16 protein-coding genes and 2 pseudogenes are annotated in these 19,860 nt (G+C 44.7%); 7 read left to right on the top strand and 11 right to left on the bottom strand.

The window, feature by feature from the left end; translation table 11 throughout:
* Positions 1-222: 222 nt before the first annotated feature.
* From U5R06_05535 to U5R06_05520, 4 genes are all read right to left on the bottom strand, one after another.
* Complete coding sequence (locus U5R06_05535; protein ID MDZ7722290.1) at positions 223-957, bottom strand: sulfatase-like hydrolase/transferase; 735 nt, start codon at positions 955-957, stop codon at positions 223-225.
* On the bottom strand, positions 900-1,397 hold the full coding sequence (locus U5R06_05530; GenBank protein ID MDZ7722289.1) for a sulfatase-like hydrolase/transferase: 498 nt from the start codon (positions 1,395-1,397) through the stop codon (positions 900-902). The genes U5R06_05535 and U5R06_05530 overlap by 58 nt, the downstream gene beginning before the upstream one ends.
* Positions 1,360-1,809 carry a sulfatase-like hydrolase/transferase gene (locus tag U5R06_05525; GenBank protein ID MDZ7722288.1) on the bottom strand — a complete coding sequence of 150 codons (450 nt, stop codon included), beginning with the start codon at positions 1,807-1,809 and terminating at the stop codon, positions 1,360-1,362. The genes U5R06_05530 and U5R06_05525 overlap by 38 nt, the downstream gene beginning before the upstream one ends.
* A gap of 84 nt (positions 1,810-1,893) precedes the next feature.
* Complete coding sequence (locus U5R06_05520; protein MDZ7722287.1) at positions 1,894-2,166, bottom strand: hypothetical protein; 273 nt, start codon at positions 2,164-2,166, stop codon at positions 1,894-1,896.
* 275 nt (positions 2,167-2,441) lie between these two features.
* On the opposite strand from U5R06_05520, the gene U5R06_05515 reads away from it, so the two are divergent.
* The 3 genes from U5R06_05515 to U5R06_05505 are packed head-to-tail and all read left to right on the top strand — an operon-like array spanning position 2,442 to position 5,962.
* A complete protein-coding gene (locus U5R06_05515) occupies positions 2,442-3,206 on the top strand; it encodes a hypothetical protein (GenBank protein ID MDZ7722286.1) in 765 nt (254 codons plus the stop codon).
* Between the two features lie 9 nt (positions 3,207-3,215).
* Positions 3,216-4,391 carry a hypothetical protein gene (locus U5R06_05510; protein MDZ7722285.1) on the top strand — a complete coding sequence of 392 codons (1,176 nt, stop codon included), beginning with the start codon at positions 3,216-3,218 and terminating at the stop codon, positions 4,389-4,391.
* Positions 4,392-4,405: 14 nt separating this feature from the next.
* Entirely contained in the window at positions 4,406-5,962 is a 1,557-nt protein-coding gene (locus U5R06_05505) for a hypothetical protein (protein MDZ7722284.1), read from the top strand.
* Positions 5,963-6,090: 128 nt separating this feature from the next.
* Here the strand turns inward: U5R06_05505 and U5R06_05500 are convergent.
* The 4 genes and pseudogenes from U5R06_05500 to U5R06_05485 form a co-directional block, all read right to left on the bottom strand.
* Positions 6,091-6,971: pseudogene (locus U5R06_05500) on the bottom strand (bifunctional methionine sulfoxide reductase B/A protein).
* Positions 6,972-7,195: 224 nt separating this feature from the next.
* The gene (locus U5R06_05495) at positions 7,196-7,492 is read right to left on the bottom strand and encodes a hypothetical protein (protein ID MDZ7722283.1); all 297 of its coding nucleotides are present in this window, start codon (positions 7,490-7,492) and stop codon (positions 7,196-7,198) included.
* Between the two features lie 237 nt (positions 7,493-7,729).
* Positions 7,730-8,164 (bottom strand): hypothetical protein, encoded by a 435-nt coding sequence (locus U5R06_05490; GenBank protein MDZ7722282.1) that lies wholly within the window; start codon positions 8,162-8,164, stop codon positions 7,730-7,732.
* The gene (locus tag U5R06_05485) at positions 8,151-8,426 is read right to left on the bottom strand and encodes a hypothetical protein (GenBank protein ID MDZ7722281.1); all 276 of its coding nucleotides are present in this window, start codon (positions 8,424-8,426) and stop codon (positions 8,151-8,153) included. The genes U5R06_05490 and U5R06_05485 overlap by 14 nt, the downstream gene beginning before the upstream one ends.
* Positions 8,427-8,893: 467 nt before the next feature.
* Between U5R06_05485 and U5R06_05480 the strand changes: the two genes are divergently transcribed.
* Positions 8,894-9,487 (top strand): hypothetical protein, encoded by a 594-nt coding sequence (locus tag U5R06_05480; GenBank protein MDZ7722280.1) that lies wholly within the window; start codon positions 8,894-8,896, stop codon positions 9,485-9,487.
* Positions 9,484-10,305 carry a T9SS type A sorting domain-containing protein gene (locus U5R06_05475; protein MDZ7722279.1) on the top strand — a complete coding sequence of 274 codons (822 nt, stop codon included), beginning with the start codon at positions 9,484-9,486 and terminating at the stop codon, positions 10,303-10,305. The genes U5R06_05480 and U5R06_05475 overlap by 4 nt, the downstream gene beginning before the upstream one ends.
* Positions 10,306-10,590: 285 nt before the next feature.
* Here the strand turns inward: U5R06_05475 and U5R06_05470 are convergent, their stop codons facing one another.
* The 3 genes and pseudogenes from U5R06_05470 to U5R06_05460 all read right to left on the bottom strand — a co-directional run bounded on the left by U5R06_05470 (position 10,591) and on the right by U5R06_05460 (position 14,552).
* Positions 10,591-12,438, bottom strand: a complete 1,848-nt coding sequence (locus tag U5R06_05470) for an IS1634 family transposase (protein ID MDZ7722278.1) — start codon at positions 12,436-12,438, stop codon at positions 10,591-10,593.
* 146 nt (positions 12,439-12,584) lie between these two features.
* Positions 12,585-13,142 (bottom strand): annotated as a pseudogene (locus U5R06_05465) (methionine-R-sulfoxide reductase).
* A 171-nt stretch (positions 13,143-13,313) separates the two neighbouring features.
* Positions 13,314-14,552: a hypothetical protein gene (locus tag U5R06_05460; protein MDZ7722277.1), complete on the bottom strand. Its 1,239-nt coding sequence runs from the start codon at positions 14,550-14,552 to the stop codon at positions 13,314-13,316.
* Positions 14,553-15,027: 475 nt separating this feature from the next.
* Here U5R06_05460 and U5R06_05455 point away from each other — a divergent pair, with 475 nt between their 5' ends.
* Together U5R06_05455 and U5R06_05450 are read left to right on the top strand one after the other, a co-directional pair.
* Positions 15,028-16,398: a T9SS type A sorting domain-containing protein gene (locus U5R06_05455; protein MDZ7722276.1), complete on the top strand. Its 1,371-nt coding sequence runs from the start codon at positions 15,028-15,030 to the stop codon at positions 16,396-16,398.
* A gap of 435 nt (positions 16,399-16,833) precedes the next feature.
* Positions 16,834-19,848: a TonB-dependent receptor gene (locus tag U5R06_05450; protein ID MDZ7722275.1), complete on the top strand. Its 3,015-nt coding sequence runs from the start codon at positions 16,834-16,836 to the stop codon at positions 19,846-19,848.
* Positions 19,849-19,860 lie beyond the last annotated feature (12 nt).

The raw sequence follows: 19,860 nt of genomic DNA, 5'->3' as shown, positions 1-19,860 counted from the left end.
AAGCCTCCTGTGCATGTAAGTCCACCTGTTCAAAACCGGCAAAAGCACGGCGGTTCAGTTGCTATTGTTAACAAAGACCCATGGCAAAGGATTCCCATTGATTTGGCAAAACAGAGGACACAACAAGCCGTTTGATGCAGCTTTAAGCATGAACGTGATGGATTCCCGTATAGCGCCATTTTCCAATGCCTCGCGATACCCCTTCAGTCCAGCCATCTCTGATCACGGCATCAAATCAACCGAATCCTTGACGGATTTGTACCAGCGCCGCCATTTCGCTTGCATGGAATTCAGCATCTCCGGTTCTTCTTCGGCAAGATTCCGGGTCTCGGTTCGGTCCGATTCAATATCATAGAGATCCCATTCTTTTTCATAAAACACAGCTTTTGTATCATCCACACGCATTCCCCCGCCTTTTCTCCATTCCCAGAATAAAGGCTTTCCACGCCTGATGGATTCGCCCCGGAAGGAGGGTACGATAGCGGCGCCCTGCATCGGTGTAATTTTTTCTGCGTTATAGGTCTGGGGATAGGACGCGCCGGCAATTTCAACAAACGTCGACATAAAATCAATAAAATGGATCGGTTGGCGGTAAAATCCGCCGGTATTTACAATGTATCCCGTCCACTGTGCGATGAGCGGCGTGCAGATACCGCCCTCATGCGACCAGTTTTTCCAGTAACGCAGGGGCGTGTTTTGTACCGTGGCCCAATCCTCCCCCACTGTTTCATAGCTGGCCACAGCGCCGAAATCCTGAATATCCTCAGAGCGAACCCGGGTTGGGGCGCCTTCGGCACAGGCGCCGTTATCGGATGCAAACAGAATGAGCGTGTTGTCCAGCTCACCCTGTTGTTCGAGTTTGTCCAAAAGACGTCCGATGTTTTGATCCACACGATCGATCATTGCCGCATAGATCTGCATTCGCAGTATTTCTTTATCCCGTTCCAGGCCCTGCACGGACTCCCAGGGTTTGGGAACCGGAGACCTCCGGCAGCGGCGCTTTTTTCCGGTTCGATCAGTCCCATCTCGATCTGTCTCTGATACCGTTCATGACGGATAGCCTGATATCCTTTATCATAAACACCGTCATATTTGGCAATATCCTCCGGCCAGGCATGCAGCGGATAATGCGGCGCCGTATAAGACAGGTAGAGAAAAAACGGTTTTTCACGGGTTTCCGGTTCATCCAGCCAGGTCAGGGCTTTGTCTGTGAATGCATCGGTCGTATAAAAATCTTTATCCTCAGGTGTATAAGGGTAATAATGTTCCGCATCATCACACCAGTGACGCGTGCGTTTGCGGCCCGGTTCCGGTTCACCCGGTCGCTTTTCACCCGGATTCCAGAAATTACAGCAGCCGTCACGCAGACCGGTAATAGTGGTCAAATCCGCGATCATACAGGTTTTCCGTGCCGTGATGCTTTCCCGAAGCCAGGGTGCGGTACCCGGCGGACTTCAAAACCTCGCCCAGCGTCACCGCATTTTTGATTTCACCATGCTTTTCGTCCATGCCGCATTGCTGGGCATAGACTCCGGTGAGCAGACAGGCGCGCGACGGAAAGCACTTTGCGGTGTTGTAACATTGAGTGAACCGCAGACCGTTTTCAGCAAGTCTGTCGATATTCGGAGTTTTGATCTCGGCGCCATAGCAGCCCAAATCCGACCAGCCCATGTCGTCGACCAGGATAAAAAGAATGTTTGGTTTGTGTTCGGCGCCGCATGATATCATGCCGGAGAATCCGGCACTCGATAAAACAGCCGCACCGGCGCCGGCTTTTAAAAAGGTTCTGCGATTGCATGTGAAACTCATATTCTTGTCCTTTCCTTGAATAATGACATTTTACTCGATGGTACAGCATCCCGAACCTGACTCTTTTCACCTGCCCGTCTCTGCTCATACCCACAGTCCCAGCCAGGCAGTCGCAAAAAGCAGTAAAAGTACAGCCCGGGTATAAATAGAAAAGTAGCGGCGCTGTACATGTTTTCTATAATTCTGGAATTCATGGCCGAACCATTTTTTCAGCTGATTATCTTCAAAAAGCCCGTTGAGACTCTGAATGACAAACATCCAGCAGCGCCGCCGCCAGCATCCAGGATTGCCCGTATTCGTGTCTTTTTTCTTTTCGGCTCTGACTTGATAATTTAAGAGAAAATGTTTTTTTTCCAACAAGAATTCACAAAGTAGAGTATTTTTGAATGTCACTGTATCCGTTGTTAATCTATCCCGTGAAAATCAGCTATAGGTTTCGAGTATTCTGATAAAAATCGACCGATAAAGAGAAAAAGGCGCCTTGATGCAACACACATTTAATTCAAAAAAATGATTGTAATTGTAATCCGTGTTGATTAATTTAAAGTACAATAAAATATCCTTTAGCGCTGTTTACGGCTGTATCTTTTGAATTTCATTTTCGGCATGTATCACTTTACATGGACGCTCCTATGAAATGGATTGATGTCTGTATTTTTATCATGTTGCTTTTCATCCCCGAACCGCTCTGGAGCGTCAACAGCTACCCCGAATGGTTTCTTTATCCCTACAAATATCCCAACATCACCACCGGCTATTCCTATAACGGCCTGTCCGCCAAAGAAGACGTCGTCAGCATGCTAACAGCCTATTCCGATTGTGTGGTCAACGGGCACCTCGAGGTCTTTGAATACCCCGGACGCGATGACGTTTTAAAAAACAGCGAATATTATTACTGGTTTTCTGAACAATCCGCAGACAATCTGCGCTCCCGAATTATTCCATTACAGCGATATGATATTGACCTGCTCACCAAAGACTATATTCAGGCGTTTTCAATGGACAGCATAAAACTCGATTCTGTACCGCTGGTCGATATTCAAACGCTAAAACGTCCCTGGTGGATCGAAAAATTCTGTTTTGAAAGCGATCAATACTATTACGGAGTCGGCATGTATACGTCACAGGGACGGGAAAACGATGCCTGGAAAACCGCGGAAGAACAGGCCGTATTTTCCATCCTGACGCATGTGGCTGTCAGATTCCACAATATTGTAATCCTGAAAAAAACCAGTTCACCGCAGGAGGGGTTTACAAAGATTTCGTTTCTCGAGTTAAGGTTCCATCTGGAAAACATTCATATTCTGGAACGCTATCCGGACTGGAAGAATCAGCTTTATTATGTATTGGTGCGTATTCATAAATCGAATATACATTCACCTTTACTCAAGCAGTGAGGGGTCCTCATGAAACAATTATTTACAGTTTTGTTATGCTTTGTCTCAATGGGCTTTGGCTATGATTACAAGGTAACGGTCAGCTGGGATGAAATGGCCATGATGGGCGATGCCGAAGGGGTGCTGCAGTATATGCACGACGGGGAAACCGAAGTGATCCGCGGAAACCTGCGCGAATCTTCAAATGACGGCAACATTACAGCCGCCTCTTCCCTGTCAGGCGGGATTCAGGAATTTATCATCCAAGAATCCCGTGATTGCCAGATCAACCTGTGGATCGCCAATAATTTGATGGATGAATCCTTTGCCGGCAAAGAGGATTACCTCATGTTGTCGCGCTCCAAAGCAAAGATTGAGGTCACGGATCAGAGCAGCAACCAGACGGTTACCGTCAGCATCCCGGCGGAAACATCCGGACTGATTTTTCACGGCGGTTCCATTATTGACGGCGTCTTTTACAAGGTGTCAGAAATGTACGAACGCCAGCGGCTCTGCAAAGTCCGGCTTTTGAACGCGGCAAACGGAGACCCATTGCCGGACGTCAAGGTTTCCCTGATCAACACTGCCACCGGTCAGGAGGTCGTCACCGGCCGTACAAACGCCAACGGCGGTTTCGAACATCAGCTGGAATACGGCCGCTACACAGCACGATTCGAAAAGGACGAGTTTATTCCGTCCGAACACACGTTTCAAATGGACCTGAATGAACTGCCGGTGTTTATAAATGCCGCGCTGACGCCGCGAATCAAAGAACTGCGTATTGTATTGACATGGGGCGCCGCTCCCCCCGACCTGGATGCTCATCTGGCCGGACCCGATCCGGCAGGCGGCCGCTTTCATATCTGGTGGCACAACAAAGCGCTGATCGGCGGTAAGAACTTTTTAGATGTCGATGACCGCCAATCCTACGGACCGGAAACCATCACCGTGTATAAACCGGCCGAAGGCATTTATCATTATGCCGTTCATAATTTCAGCGGCAGAAAACGGCCGAATCATAAAACACTTTCCTACTCTCAGTCCAGAGTGGATGTCTATGCAGACGGCCGGCACCACTCCACAGTTACCATACCGGTCAACCGCAAAGGCAACACCTGGCATGTATTTGATTTTGATGCAGCCGGTGAGATTGTGCCGGTCAACACATTTTCCGGCTGTGTGAACAGTTCAAAAGTTACTCAATAAGAAAGGGGTTTGCCATGAGATCAACCATTGCACTCTGTATTATCCTACTCATTCTGATGTCATTGTCATTGACCGCTCAGGAAAGCTATGAAGACTGGCTGAAAAAAGATCAGCAAGCGTATGAGAATTATCTGAGCGAACAGGACCGGGCGTTTATGGATTTTTTAAAAGCCGACTGGGAAGCGTTTCAGTCCTTTCAGGGGATTCACCCGGATACCACCCCGAAACCCGTGGACACCCCTGTTGCGCCAAATATCAAACCGCCGGAACCGCAACCGGAGACAGTCCCCCCCGAACCGGTAGAGGTGCCGCCGGCCCCGGAAGAGCCGCAAGCAGAGGCGCAACCGCAGAGGCCGTGCCCGGAACCGGAGCAGGAACCCGAACCGCAAGCGCCGGAATGGGACCAGCCGATAGAGCCCGAGCCCGAACCCGAGCCTGAACCCGAACCAATACAGCCGCCGCAACCGCAGCCGGATCAATCCACGCTAAATGTGCGGTTTTACCAAACATCCCTGAGCATTCCGTCTCCGGATGATCTCGATTTAACGCTGCAACGTCCTCTCAATAATGAATCGTTTGCAAAGGCCTGGGAGTCGCTGGCTCGATTAAATTTCAAGCCCACGCTCGACTATATGAGCAGCGTTTCCGAACGCATGTCGCTGAATGACTGGGGCTTTTTGCAGCTGGCGCAACGCTATGCCGAGGTGGTGTTTCCCGGACAAACCTCCAAACAGCTGGTGCTGGACTGGTTCATCACCAATAAATCCGGGTACAAGGTTAAAATCAGCTATCAGAGCGGCGACGTCCTGCTGCTGCTGCCGTTCAAGCAGACCGTCTATGAACTGCCCTATACCAGCATTGACGGACAAAAATACTATTTTTATGCACCGGATAAAAGTCTGGACACCGGCAAACCGCTGTACAGCTATAAAAAAGATTATCCGGATGCGGACAGAACCCTGAATTTGTCGCTGGAAACCCTGCCGGACATTTCGCCGGACATGGGAGAAAAATCCCTGACCTTCGAATACGCCGGGCAGCCGTTTGAGATGACGGTTGCGTATAAAAAAGATGCGGTGACGTTTCTGGCCGATTACCCTCAGAGTGAAATCGGGATTTTTGTGCGCTCGCATCCCTCCCGGTCGTTTCAGTCATCTATCATCAAGGCGCTGCGTCCGGCCCTGAAAGGCAAAACCGAACTGGAAGCGGTCAATTTGCTGCTTCACTTTGTGCAAACCGGATTTGAATATCAAACCGATGACCAGCAGTTCGGCAAAGAAAAATATCTGCTGCCCGAAGAGACCATTCATTATCCGGCCTCGGACTGTGAAGACCGGTCGCTGTTGTTTTCTTTTCTGGTGAATGAACTGCTCGGCAATAAAGTCATTCTTCTGGACTTTCCCGGGCATATATGTACCGCTGTTCAGTTGAACACCGAGCTGGACGGTGACAGCGTCGAATATAACGGCAGCCGCTATACCGTATGCGACCCGACCTATATCAACGCCACCGCCGGCATGCTGATGCCCAATTTCGCCGGCGTGCAACCGGAGGTGATTGCTTACAATTAAAACGCTCCGATATCCCTGTACAGATAATGGCGCAAACATAAAAAAACCCTCTGCGGGCCCGGCATGTTTTGAGTGACAATCATTCCGGGCTCACCGAGGGTTTATAAAACCAAATGAATTAGACCTGATTATTCGTCAAAGCGCTTGGTATACGTATGGCAATACGGTGTTGATCCTTTTTTCTCGTAATAGTCCTGATGATAGTTTTCCGCACTGTAAAATGTGTCCGCCGGTTTAATTTCCGTCGCCACATCATAGCCTTTTTCTTTCAGCGTTTTAATCAGGCTCCTGTGTCACTTTTTTTGTGCTTCATCCTGTACAAACACAGCCGAACGGTACTGTTCGCCCACATCCGGTCCTGGCGATTCACCTGGGTCGGATCATGGATTTCGAAAAACAGCCTGGCCAGTTCCCGGTACGACACTTTGGACGGATCATAGGTGATTTCCACCGCTTCCGCGTGACCGGTTGTGCCGCTGCACACCTCCTGATACGTCGGATTCTCTTTATGGCCGCCGGTGTAGCCGGACACCACGGATTTGACGCCGTCCAGTTTTTCAAAATGATACTCGACGCCCCAGAAACAACCGCCTGCAAACACAGCTTTGGCTTGTTTCGATTGCGAATTCACAGCGTCCGCCTCGGAGTTGAAATTCAACGATACGGAATTGACACAGTGCCGGGTATCTTTGGGCGTAAACCCTTCGCCGTAAAACACATGTCCCAGATGACCGCCGCAATTGGCGCAGACAATTTCAGTGCGGCGTCCGTCCGCATCCGGCTGCTTTTTGACAGCGCCCTCAATTTCATCGTCAAAACTGGGCCAGCCGCAGTTTGAATTAAATTTGCTGTCGGATTGATACAAAGCCGCCCCGCAGCGCTTGCAGGTATAGGTACCGTCCTCTTTATGATCGACATATTTGCCGGTCCAGGGCCGTTCCGTGCCCTTTTCCAGAATCACATATTTTTCAAAATCCGTCAATTCGTTATATAGTTTGTCCTGAGCCATAAGGCCTCCCGTGAGTATAACACATAAAAGTAATAGTCGCATAACTGCCTCCTTTTGTTTTATGAGATTATAATACAAATATCAGCAGCTAAATGTTCCATATTACAATGCCCTTGCGAAACCCGCATTTTTACGGCCTTGTCTCCTTTATGATCAAAAGAGCCAGAATATTTGGCGCAGAAAAAAAGGCACAGGCGCTCTGCAGTGACATAACTTACCAGAGTTCAGCTGCCTCGCTCAACCTTCCGGTACTCTATTACTTTGGTATCCAGATCGCTGCGTTCATAACCACTCACTTTGAAAACAAGCTCGAAATAGTCTGGAAATAGTTCATATTTTTTTTCAAACAATTCAGTCAACTCTGATAAAGATTCCGGACGGGTCAAATATTTTGCGGCGCCTCGGGAGCCGGAGGCACTGAAACTGGAAATCAGTAAAATTGTATTGTGGTTCGGACCGGGCAGTTTTTTCACGATACAATAATCTACATGCAGTTTGCTTAAAAGACGCGGTTGGATCATACCTTTTTATCACGGAAGCCCCGTTTTGTATGACAATTTGTTTTCGCGAAAAATCAAATTTGTAATCTAATCGTTGACTCATCAATTCCAGGAGCCCCAGTGAACGATAATAACCGACATAAATGATATTATTGTCCTTTAATTCGCGCGGCGTTACAGCAGAGGAACGCTGTAAATAATAGTTCTGATTAGAAACCATGCAAACCGGTATAATATCCACCATAGGCCAGACGCTGTTCATGGCAAAATACTCCGGACTGTTTTCCTGAACGGTTTCGAATGTCGAGAAGGATACTGCTGCTTCAATTTTTCAAGTTCATCATCGGATTCCACCTGATTATAGCGAACAAGTACAAACTGCTGTAAATCGGGATCATACTTTCTGAAAAAATATATTTCACCCAGGACTATCATATTGGGCAGCGAAGACTGGTTAAAAACACTCCATACCGGGTGCTTTGTCGCTTGTACAGCTTTGATGAAATTTTGATTCAGTTTTATATTTTCCTGTTTGAGATCCAGGAAATAATCTCCGATAAAAAATCCCAGCACCACGACAAGAATCATAACAAGGGGTATCAATAATTTATCCCGGATACGGCTTTGATTGTCGTTTTTACGAAACTGACAGCATAATGCCCTCGCGGGATCTCGATTCTTATATGGGTTCATTCTTTCCTTCCTTCTGATAATACTTGTCCAGTTTCTTTCGCAAATGAAACACATTTACGCGAACATTGGTATCCACATTGGGATTATAATCAGCATTTTTGCCAAAAACATCCACAGCAATAGAGTATTCATCGGGCGTTCTTCCCTGCATAGATTCGTGCACCAGAAAAGTCAACAACTGTTTGTGTTTCCTGGCGTGCACAAATTCCGGACTTTTCAGAACACGTTTTAAGATTTCCTCTCTTGTTTTATTGTCGGGCATATTTTATCCAAAATTAATAAAAAAGTATGCGTTAAAAGCGCAATGATCGATTAGCTCAAATCCAAGCAAAAGTCATTGATAATTTTAAAAATATAATTCTTGATCAATAAAGATGCAAGACAATTATAGTTTTACCAAAATTTTCCTGTTTAAGAAATTGTTAACAGTGAATTAAACCGTTAATAACCGTTAAATTACACGTAAATTAACTTGAAACTAACTCTGTTTTTATGTATATGATAGGTGTGACATTAATCAATCAACATATTCTCATCGCCATCGACTCGAATAGGCATCAGCCTTTACATATTGCATAACTACAGAGACATGATTAACGTTTATAATCCAATACTCTGCCGAAATGGTTATTAAAGATAAATCATATAAATATCAATATTTTCACCAGACAAAGGAGGTAAAGTTACAAACTAACAAGAAAGTGAGAGTAACTCATCAATCAGGAGGATATGAAAATGTTGAAAAAAGCTATTATTGGATGTATATTTTGTTTACTACCATTTGCTTTGTTTTCCGCAGAGGTTCAGGTCGAACCCGGTGACGCGACACTGAGCGCCGCTATAACGGCGTGCGATGACGGCGATGTATTGGTGCTGCAGGACGGCGGCGAGTACCGTGAAACGGATCAGACGGTTCTGCCGATTGCTGTCGACGGCATTGAATTGACCATCAAGGCGGAAGACGGATACAGCACGCGTCCGGTGATTTCATTTCCCGCCTTCCCAAGCGGAGGTAACATTGCGGCAGAAACTTTTGGATTTGAATTGTCTGATTGCGATTTCACCGTTCAGGGTCTGGAATTTGACTGCGGCATGGCCGATACCAGTCAATATAAAGCGCTTGCTGCATTGTTTAACATCAGTTGGGAGACCACGCTTCAGATGATTGATAAATTCACCATTGATGACTGTTTTATTCATCATGTGTTCTGGCCCTGGGTCGTGTTGTACATGGTGAAAGCGGTGATCACGCCAGCGCCTTTGTTGGAATCGATTCTTGTATCATCACCAATTCTCTCTTTTACAAAGCGCCCAAAGCAATGACCACCAAAAATGCCATTCTTAATTATCTCTGGGTTGAAAACAATACATTTTGGCAGAGCGAGCGCAAATCGATTCGTGCGGAGGATCGGGGCAATGGCAGCAATCCCGAGATTCATATTCTGCACAATACTTTTTATGCGCTGGGTGACAGAGCGATGCAATTACGCTATTCGGTTGAAGATCCCAACAGCATCACGATCAAGAATAACATTTTTGCCAAAATCATCAGTGATTTGGGCGCAGAACCGGGTGGCGATAATGCAAAAGATCCGATTCAAATCCGTGATAATGAAAACACGATGGTCGAGTACAATCTGTTTTACATGACAGATGCCATTGATATTGCGGACAGCACAGACGCCAAAAACAACTGGTGGGATGTGGACCCGAAATTCGCCAACGCGCCGTTGGCATTGGATCCAGGGCCGGACGCTGATTTCACGCTGGCGGAAGATTCACCGGCTTTGGGTGAAGCGGATGACGGCACAGCCCTGGGTGATGTACGTTGGGACCCGACAGCAACGGCTGTTGCATCCGAACCGGTATCAACACCAAACGGCTTTACCCTGAAACAGAATTATCCGAACCCGTTCAATCCGACAACAACCATTGAATATACCCTGAGTAAAGCTGACTGGACCACAATAAAGGTATATGATACGATGGGCAGAACAGTGGCGACTCTGGTTCATGATCTGGTTCCGGCCGGTTCTCATCATATTACTTTTGACGCAGGCGATTTGCCATCCGGTGTTTATGTTTACACCATCACATCGGGCGCATTGCATGCTGAAAAGAAAATGCTGGTTCTGAAATAATTAACAACTTTTTCTCTTCAATTTCAGGTCCGGGATGGACAGTTATTTATTCCGGACCTGGAGTTTAATCAGTGAATAAATAAATTCGCGAAAACACATATCGCGTCAAGCAAAAACATGAGCAACAGTGTAAAACCGTTCAGCGGCTAAACACATCAAAATTCTTTTCTCTTGAAGAATAGGAGAATTCTAATGATTAAAAAGTTTTTAACCCATCTTTACCATCATAGCTTATAAGTATATAGAAAACAGACACTCATTTTTAAATCTGATCACTACAGATTTTCAGCTTTCATATCGTTTCGTTTTTAGAGGACTATGAGATATATTAAGAGCACCATAAATCATTTTATGGAACGCATCCGCTTGTGATGTTTTTCTAATATAAAGACGTTGACGATCTTTTGTCATAAAAGATGTGGTAACCCTTTCATGAGAGGATAGCCGCTCCCGAATGTATTGCCACTGCATATGAATGTTGTTCTTTTTCAATTCTTTCTGGATGACATTTAAGAGATGGTAAGCCAAAACCGCAATAAAAATATGGGCATCGGCATGCTCTTCTTTTCTGTGAAAAATGGGACGTAAATTCGACTCTGTTTTCAATGACCGAAAAGCACCTTCCAGATTGGTTAACATCGTATACAAAGACCATATTTCCTGCTCGGATAAATCGGTTCGGCTGGTCCACAAATAATAGGTGCCTGAAAAGCGGTCTTCTGCTCGTTTCTGATTCACTTTTACCCAGGTGATGGCCGATGCGAAATTGCCTTGTTGCTTGACCTCGATATGGTAATATTGTGAAATGCGTTTGTGCTTTTCCATCAGACGATTAACGCGTTTAACGACCTTGTCATAGGTTTTGACGCCGCCTTTTTGGCTTAAAGCCGCAGAGGCAAGTTTGAGATCATGCTCCAAGCGATTTTCGAACATCTGGCGCATGCTTTGTTCTTTTCTTGCTTTCAATTTGCTCTGACAGGTCAGGATTGCTTCGTCGTCTTGAACGTAAAGTTTGGCTTGTACTTTATTACGATGATCCTCTTTTACTGTGGTAAATGGCATGCTCTCCTGACTGCGCGGCAATTTTGGTTTTTTGCGGGAGACCACAATATAATCGTATCCCTGACTTTTGAGTAAACCAATATTGTCATCGGTCGCAATACCGGCATCCATGACCACGGTAATAGTTTGGGAAGTTTCTCTCTTTTCTTTTTTCGAATCGTAATATGTTGAATCTAAAGCCTTTAACGTATTTTCGAGTGTATGAGGTTCAGAAATATTGCCCGGCAATATACGACTGGTTTTGACAAAACCTTGTTCATCTATAACCATGGCCAATGTCAATAAGGGACAATCATTGCGTTTTTCTTTGGAGCGGCCTCTTTGTGCCTTTTTATTGTGTTTGGCAGTTCCTTCAAAATAGGTATTGGTCAGATCATAGAGAATGATCTTTTCCGGTAAAGAAAAAAGATCTTTTTCAGTTTTTGCCAGATAGGCCTCGATCTCATCTTTATGCTTAAGGAGTCGGTCGCTGATCCGATACAACGCATTGTGAGAAAGATGTGTAAAATCAACGCCGAGCAATTCACCGATACCACTAATATGGCGCGCCCATTCAGCTGTTTTGAGCTCACTTCCCGGACGAACCAACCGGCCAATGATGGACAACAGGGCTACTTGTGTTTGCTTGGTGGTAAATCCTAATTCTTCCAACAAAGAATCCAGACCCAATCGTTTGCAGGCTTTTAGACCGACATATTCAGCGCCAAGGGTTTTAATTTGAGAGTTTTGCAGAGAATTGACATCAACGGATTTAAAATCATGTTTTTCTTGTTCTTCAGTCTTAGATTCCGGTTGTTTTTCGAGATGTTTTTTAATAATTTTTTGTGCATAGTAGGTTGCCAGTGAGTCAATCTTTTTGTCAACAGGCAGCATGGTTTGTTGCCCTGAGACCTTGGCTTCAATGGTGTCAGCCAGCAGTTTCCATTGATCTTTGGGAAGGTCCAAATACCCCAGATCGAGAATCACTCGTTGTCTGGGACCTTTTTCGGTACGGTAGGATTCTACGAGTCGATGGGCAATAAACTGTTTTTCGTATGGTTTATTTCTTCTTTTTATTTCTCTTATAAACATGTGTCAATATATGAAAAAAAAGTATTGATGTCAAGAATAAAATAAATGTATAGGTCACTACACTTTAAACCTAAACTAAAAAACATATGTTTAGCTCGCAAAAATATGAAAAAACGCTTTTTTTAAATATTTATGGTAAAGATGGGTGTCGGATTCTCTTTATGGCCGCCGGTGTAGCCGGACACCACGGATTTGACGCCGTCCAGTTTTTCAAAATGATACTCGACGCCCCAGAAACAACCGCCTGCAAACACAGCTTTGGCTTGTTTCGATTGCGAATTCACAGCGTCCGCCTCGGAGTTGAAATTCAACGATACGGAATTGACACAGTGCCGGGTATCTTTGGGCGTAAACCCTTCGCCGTAAAACACATGTCCCAGATGACCGCCGCAATTGGCGCAGACAATTTCAGTGCGGCGTCCGTCCGCATCCGGCTGCTTTTTGACAGCGCCCTCAATTTCATCGTCAAAACTGGGCCAGCCGCAGTTTGAATTAAATTTGCTGTCGGATTGATACAAAGCCGCCCCGCAGCGCTTGCAGGTATAGGTACCGTCCTCTTTATGATCGACATATTTGCCGGTCCAGGGCCGTTCCGTGCCCTTTTCCAGAATCACATATTTTTCAAAATCCGTCAATTCGTTATATAGTTTGTCCTGAGCCATAAGGCCTCCCGTGAGTATAACACATAAAAGTAATAGTCGCATAACTGCCTCCTTTTGTTTTATAGATTATAATACAAATATCAGCAGCTAAATGTTCCATATTACAATGCCCTTGCGAAACCCGCATTTTTACGGCCTTGTCTCCTTTATGATCAAAAGAGCCAGAATATTTGGCACAGAAAAAAAGGCACAGGCGCTCTGCAGTGACATAACTTACCAGAGTTCAGCTCCTCGCTCAACCTTCCGGTACTCTATTACTTTGGTATCCAGATCGCTGCGTTCATAACCACTCACTTTGAAAACAAGCTCGAAATAGTCTGGAAATAGTTCATATTTTTTTTCAAACAATTCAGTCAACTCTGATAAAGATTCCGGACGGGTCAGATATTTTGCGGCGCCTCGGGAGCCGGAGGCACTGAAACTGGAAATCAGTAAAATTGTATTGTGGTTCGTACCGGGCAGTTTTTTCACGATACAATAATCTACATGAGTTTGCTTAAAAGACGCGGTTGGATCATACCTTTTTATCACGGAAGCCCCGTTTTGTATGACAATTTGTTTTCGCGAAAAATCAAATTTGTAATCTAATCGTTGACTCATCAATTCCAGGAGCCCCAGTGAACGATAATAACCGACATAAATGATATTATTGTCCTTTAATTCGCGCGGCGTTACAGCAGAGGAACGCTGTAAATAATAGTTCTGATTAGAAACCATGCAAACCGGTATAATATCCACCATAGGCCAGACGCTGTTCATGGCAAAATACTCCGGACTGTTTTCCTGAACGGTTTCGAATTGTAGAGAAGGATACTGCTGCTTCAATTTTTCAAGTTCATCATCGGATTCCACCTGATTATAGCGAACAAGTACAAACTGCTGTAAATCGGGATCATACTTTCTGAAAAAATATATTTCACCCAGGACTATCATATTGGGCAGCGAAGACTGGTTAAAAACACTCCATACCGGGTGCTTTGTCGCTTGTACAGCTTTGATGAAATTTTGATTCAGTTTTATATTTTCCTGTTTGAGATCCAGGAAATAATCTCCGATAAAAAATCCCAGCACCACGACAAGAATCATAACAAGGGGTATCAATAATTTATCCCGGATACGGCTTTGATTGTCGTTTTTTACGAAACTGACAGCATAATGCCCTCGCGGGATCTCGATTCTTATGGGTTCATTCTTTCCTTCCTTCTGATAATACTTGTCCAGTTTCTTTCGCAAATGAAACACATTTACGCGAACATTGGTATCCACATTGGGATTATAATCAGCATTTTTGCCAAAAACATCCACAGCAATAGAGTATTCATCGGGCGTTCTTCCCTGCATAGATTCGTGCACCAGAAAAGTCAACAACTGTTTGTGTTTCCTGGCGTGCACAAATTCCGGACTTTTCAGAACACGTTTTAAGATTTCCTCTCTTGTTTTATTGTCGGGCATATTTTATCCAAAATTAATAAAAAAGTATGCGTTAAAAGCGCAATGATCGATTAGCTCAAATCCAAGCAAAAGTCATTGATAATTTTAAAAATATAATTCTTGATCAATAAAGATGCAAGACAATTATAGTTTTACCAAAATTTTCCTGTTTAAGAAATTGTTAACAGTGAATTAAACCGTTAATAACCGTTAAATTACACGTGAATTAACTTGAAACTAACTCTGCTTTTATGTATATGATAGGTGTGTCATTAATCAATCAAATATTCTCATCGCCATCGACTCGAATAGGATAGGCATCAGCCTTTACATATTGCATAACTACATCAGAGACATGATTAACGTTTATAATCCAATACTCTGCCGAAATGGTTATTAAAGATAAATCATATAAATATCAATTTTTTCACCAGACAAAGGAGGTAAAGTTACAAACTAACAAGTAAAGTGAGAGTAACTCATCAATCAGGAGGATATGAAAATGTTGAAAAAAGCTATTATTGGATGTATGTTTTGTTTACTACCATTTGCTTTGTTTTCCGCAGAGGTTCAGGTCGAACCCGGTGACGCGACACTGAGCGCCGCTATAGCAGCTGCGAATGACGGCGATGTATTGGTATTACAAGATGGTGGAGAATATGTGGAAACTTTTTTGAACAGCATTACTATTGACAAAGAATTAACGATTAAAGCCAAAGATAATTATACTGATCGACCTGTTATCAAAAATCATTCGGTGCAAACAGGAAGCGGCGGTAATCGACCGGCATTTTTCATGCTTGAATCCCAGGCACATCTCACACTAACAGGATTGGACCTGGATGGCTTAGAACCTGATACGGCACAATACCGTGCAGCTAATTATGTGGTAACATTTGCTCCCGGTGCAGCAGTTGATGCTATTAAATTTGATGATTGCTATGTGCATGATTTTTGTAGATTTATTGTTAATGGAACAGATGGGATGAGCGGGCAGTTTGTGATGGTGGATACATTATGGATAAATAACAGTTTGGTTACCCATAATGCCGGTTTTAGTTTCAAAGTTACAACGATTAATTATATATATTCTAAAAACTCTACCTTTTGGAATATAGGTGATAAAGTGTTTCGGTATGATAACTCTACGATTGCCAATGATCCCACCGTCTATATTAATCATGTAACAATTGCCTATGTGGCGCAAAAAGCAATACAAATGCGGCCGGGGCATGCGGAAAACAATATGATTACCATTAAGAATTCTCTTTTTTATATGATCAATGGCGATGATTATGTGTTTGGAAACAATCCTCGTGAGCCTATTCAACTTAGAGACGGCATGAATGCACTTGTTGCAAATTGCTGTTTCTGGGAGGCGGATCAGACAGCTATGGGAGAACAAGTTGCGAATCAGGATATGTTCCAGGACACATTATGGATTGATCCCGGTTTTGCCAATGTCGATCCCATCGGAAATGGTGATTTTACACTGGCTGAAGATTCACCGATTTTGGGGCAAGCTGACGATGGTATGGCTATTGGTGATCTGCGTTGGGATCCGACCCATACGGGTGTGGATTCAAAACCGGTATCAACACCAAACGGCTTTACCCTGAAACAGAATTATCCGAACCCGTTCAATCCGACAACAACCATTGAATATACCCTGACTAAAGCTGACTGGACCACAATAAAGGTATATGATACGATGGGCAGAACAGTGGCGACTCTGGTTCATGATCTGGTTCCGGCCGGTTCTCATCATATTACTTTTGACGCAGGCGATTTGCCATCCGGTGTTTATGTTTACACCATCACATCGGGCGCATTGCATGCTGAAAAGAAAATGCTGGTTCTGAAATAATTAACAACTTTTTCTCTTCAATTTCAGGTCCGGATGGACAGTTATTTATTCCGGACCTGGAGTTTAATCAGTGAATAAATAAATTCGCGAAAACACATATCGCGTCAAGCAAAAACATGAGCAACAGTGTAAAACCGCTCAGCGGCTAAACACATCAAAATTCTTTTCTCTTGAAGAATAGGAGAATTCTAATGATTAAAAAGTTTTTAATATATGGTATATGGGTCATTCTTTTCATATTTATCCTGCATATTCCGGGTTTCGCACAAACCACCGGTAAAATTGAAGGAGTCGTAACAGACGCTGCCACCAACGAACCTTTGCCCGGAGCCAATGTAACCATCCCGCAGACTTCAATAGGAGCGTGCTACGGATTTACAGGGTCGATATATCATTGTCAATGTCCCGGTCGGCGAGTTCAAGGTACGCGCATCCATGATCGGATATAAAATCGTAACCAAGACCAATGTGCTGGTACAAGTGAACCGGACATCCAATGTTCCTTTTAATCTTGAACCCAGTGTAATAGAAGGTGAAGAAGTAACGGTGGTTGCGGAACGTGATATATTGCACAAAGAGGTATCCTATAGCCAGGAAGTCATGACCAGTGATCAGATTATCGAAACAGCATCCATTCGCACACTAAAAGACTTTATCACAAAACAAGCCGGCGTTGCAGAGAATCTCGGCATCCGCGGTGGTGATCCCGCCCAGACCGGGACCATCCTGAATGGTATCACATTTGTTAATAAACGCCATGGCACTCCAACCGTAAATATCCCTCTCAGCAGTATTGAACAGGTATCTGTCGTCAAAGGCGGATTCAACGCAGAATATGGGAATTTCCGTTCCGGTATGATGGAAATCACCACTAAATCCGGGAGCAGACAGACATATTCCGGTCGTCTGGATATGTCGATGAACAATCCGCACATGAAACGCTTTGGCAAATCCCTATATGATTATACCAATTATGAGCTACGCGCTGATTTGGACCCGGACGTTGCTTTTGTGGGCAATGAAGAGGCATGGGGGGACAATGATTACCTGAAAGGTCAATACCGGCCGTTTGTCGGCTGGAACACATTGGCCACGTTATTCAATAGATCCAATTCTTATGATATTGAAGCTCAACCCATTGATTTATATCTCTGGGACGCCTGGATGCATATGATCGATCCGCCGTGGGACAAACTGGCGGAACAGGGCTATGAAGTATCTGACGAAATCAAGAAAAAATTCGCAGACCACGCACATCCGCGTGAAGGCGGACACTCTGACTGGAACATTGACTTTGGTTTCGGCGGTCCGGTACCGTTTATCGGCGACCCCCTGGGCAATGCTACTTTTTATTTATCCCATAACAGCAGTCAAAAGTACTATACAGTTCCGAACACCAAAGACAGTCAGCTGGAATCGACCACCATGTTGACATTGAAATCCGATCTCAGCAAATCATTAAAACTGGAGTTAAACGGATTATACCGGTTTCAGGACGGCATGATCGAAGCATTAAAAGGCAATCAGGCGCCGGATGGAATGGGGCAAATGCAGCCCGTCAACAATATCATTGACAATACAGCGGGTGAATCCCAGTATTTGTATCAACCGGTCAATTTCAGTCCCATGAAAACATACACCACTCTGGTGAGTGCAAAACTCACAAAGACACTCAGCGCCCGTACATTCTGGGATGTCACCCTGAGCCGGGAATCCCGCCGATATCGTGCAACCCCGTCCTGGGCGAATAAAATCAGTATTGACGAATGGTGGGATATCACCGGTCAGGAATTTCTTGAAAAATACAGTGACCGAACACCGGGCGCCATCGCAGAATTCGGACCCATCAAGGTAAATGAAATGCCGTATCATTTCAGTACCGGCAGATATGAATTGGACGGATTTGACTATAGCGGCAACTATGAACAACCGTTCGGCGTCACTCATCATCGGTTTGCACAGGTCGGCCAAGCCTGGATGGACAGTTCCAATGTTCAGACATTCCGGGGAAAATTCAATCTGGCAAGTCAGTTGACTCCCCACCATTTCATTAAAACCGGTATTGAACTGGAATATTCCAACGTTGAAAACGAGCTGGTTTCGCATTGGTACGGTCATTCCGGCGGACATCACACATTATTCTGGAATCGCAATCCCCTGTTCGGTGGGGCTTATATTCAGGATCAAATCACTTTTGAAGGTGTGGTCACCAATATCGGACTGCGGGCGGACTATTATGATCCTTCCGGCAGATGGCCCGAAGCGAATATGTTTGATGAAGACGTGTGGGGTACACACGGCTCAAATACGGAAGAAGAAGCCAAAAGGGAAATCAATGCATTTGATGTCTGGGACAGTCTTGGTGTGCTCAAAGATGTTGAAACCAAATTCATTCTCAGTCCGCGACTGGGCATGTCTTTTCCGGTCACGGATAAATCAAAATTCTATTTCAATTATGGTCATTTTCGCCAGCTGGTGCCCTGGAAAAATTTGTATATCACTGAAGCCAGGCCGTTGCGCATCGGCCTGATTGAAGTCGGTGACCCGAATATGGACCCGCCGCGCACGATTTCTTATGAAACCGGTGTGGAATATGAAATGGCGGAACAATACCTGATCAGGATAAGCGGCTTTTATAAAGATGTAACCGGCGAACAGGGACAAGTAAACATTCAAAATGCAGCCGGATCCGTTGATTACGACAAATATTACAATAACAACTATGAAGACATCCTGGGCCTTGAATTGAGTATCTCAAAAAATGTGGGACGATGGTTCACGGGTTGGGCTAATTTTGATTTCACATTTCGTAAATCCGGATATACCGGGAAACAGGCTTTTTATCAGGATCCATCCAAAAATGAACAATTCAGTCTGTACGAGGGCGCGGAATCCACATTCCTGCCGGAACCCGGATTCAGAGCAAATCTGTCAGTTCACTCTCCTTCCGACTTTGGTCCCCGTCTTATCGGTATTCACCCCCTGGGTCAGTTAAGAATGAGTATGCTGCCGGTGTTTCAATCCGGACGCCATTTCACCTGGAATCCTCTCGGCGAATTGTTTGCATCAAAAAATCTTCAGTGGCCGAATTACTGGGAAATGGATGTCAGGTTCAGCAAGCGACTAAAGATAGGATCTTTATCTTTTGAAGCCTATCTCAATATCAACAATATTTTTAATGCCAAACGTCCGCTGTTTCACCGCGGATATGCATTTACCAGCGACGCGGACTATCAGGATTATCTCGCGTCCCTGCATCTGCCTATGTATGATTCAGAGGAATATGATGTATTGCGGGAGAACAGTCCTGATGGTTACTATGTAGCAGGAGATGACAAACCGGGTGATCTTCGTTCCAATGACAAGCCATATATCAATGATCCGAATTCACAACTGTGGTTATTTGATAATCCCCGCGATATATGGTTCGGCATTGAAGTTTATTTCTAATCGATTTTTTAA

This window comes from candidate division KSB1 bacterium, assembly GCA_034521575.1.
Classification (GTDB): domain Bacteria; phylum Zhuqueibacterota; class Zhuqueibacteria; order Residuimicrobiales; family Krinioviventaceae; genus JAXHMJ01.
Note: the sequence above shows the minus strand (reverse complement) of the source record. Positions and strands in the feature narration are given on the sequence as shown.